Annotated in this window: 1 protein-coding gene; it reads left to right on the top strand. The window is 68.3% G+C overall.

The window, feature by feature from the left end; translation table 11 throughout:
* Positions 1-1,657: DEAD/DEAH box helicase (locus tag I5G_RS12120; RefSeq protein WP_022879290.1), on the top strand; the 1,657-nt coding region annotated here is incomplete at both ends.

Here is a 1,657-nt window from a genome sequence, read left to right as displayed (position 1 = left end):
GCGTCGTGGTGAGGCATCCGGTCCGGGTCTCGTCGACCGCGCCCGCGACGTGCTCGCCGAACGCGGGATCGCGGCGCGCAAGGTCGATGACGTCCGCACGCCGCCCGAGCCCGGGGTGGCGCACGTCGTGTGCGCCTCGCTGGAGCGCGGATTCGAGCTCACCGAGGTGAAGTTCGCCGTCATCACCGAGACCGAGTTCTACGGGCGCTCGGTCGGGAACGACAACCGCGGGGCGAAGAAGCTCGCGTCCCGTCGCCGCAACGTCGTCGACCCGCTCCAGCTCAAGCCCGGCGACGTTGTCGTGCACGCGACGCACGGCATCGGGAAGTTCCTCGAACTGACGCGCCGCGAAGTCTCCAGCGGCGGCCGCAACGCCGTGAAGACCACGAAGGAGTACCTGGTCCTGGAGTACGCGCCGTCCAAGCGCGGCTACCCGGGCGACAAGCTCTTCGTGCCCACCGATCAGCTCGACCTGCTGTCGAAGTACGTCGGGGGCGAGGCGCCGGTGCTGTCGAAGATGGGCGGGAGCGACTGGGCCGCCGCGAAGGGGCGCGCGCGCAAGGCGGTGCGCGACATCGCGGTCGAGCTGGTGAAGCTCTACTCGGCGCGTATGGCCGCGAAGGGCTACGCGTTCGGCCCCGACACGCCCTGGCAGCGGGAGCTGGAAGAGGCGTTCCCGTTCGCCGAGACGCAGGACCAGCTGCAGACGATCGACGAGATCAAGGCCGACATGGAGAAGCCCATTCCCATGGACCGGCTGCTCTCCGGCGACGTCGGGTTCGGCAAGACCGAGGTGGCCGTGCGCGCCGCGTTCAAGGCGATCCAGGACGGCAAGCAGGTCGCCATGCTCGTGCCGACGACCCTGCTGGTCAAGCAGCACCTCGAGACCTTCGCGGAGCGCTTCGCCGGCTTCCCCGTGACGGTCCGTCCGCTTTCGCGCTTCCAGTCCGACAAGGAGGCGAAGGCCACGCTCGCGGGGCTCACCGACGGCACGGTCGACATGGTCATCGGCACGCACCGGATCCTCACCGAGAAGGTCATCTTCAAAGACCTGGGCCTCATGATCATCGACGAGGAGCAGCGGTTCGGCGTCGAGCACAAGGACGCGCTGAAGAAGCTCAAGACCAACGTCGACATCCTGGCCATGAGCGCCACGCCCATCCCGCGCACGCTCGAGATGGCGGTCACCGGCATCCGCGAGATGTCGACGCTGGCGACGCCGCCAGAGGATCGGCATCCGATCCTCTCGTACGTGGGTCCGCGCAACGACAAGCAGATCGCCGCGGCGATCCGGCGCGAGTTGCTGCGCGAGGGCCAGGTGTTCTACGTGCACAACCGGGTCTCGTCGATCCAGCGGGTCGCGGCGCATCTCGCCGAGCTCGTGCCCGAGGCGCGCATCGTCGTCGCGCACGGGCAGATGGGCGAGCACGCGCTCGAGCAGGTCGTCGACGACTTCTGGGAGCGTCGCGCCGATGTCCTCGTGTCGACCACCATCATCGAGACCGGTCTCGACATCTCGAACGCGAACACGATCATCATCGACCGCGCGGACAAGTACGGTCTGTCGCAGCTGCACCAGCTCCGCGGTCGCGTCGGCCGTGGGCGCGACCGCGCCTACGCGTACTTCCTGTACGACGAGATGAAGCCGCTGTCCGAG

It is taken from the genome of Microbacterium sp. B19, assembly GCF_000333395.1.
Lineage (GTDB): Bacteria > Actinomycetota > Actinomycetes > Actinomycetales > Microbacteriaceae > Microbacterium.
Note: the sequence above shows the minus strand (reverse complement) of the source record. Positions and strands in the feature narration are given on the sequence as shown.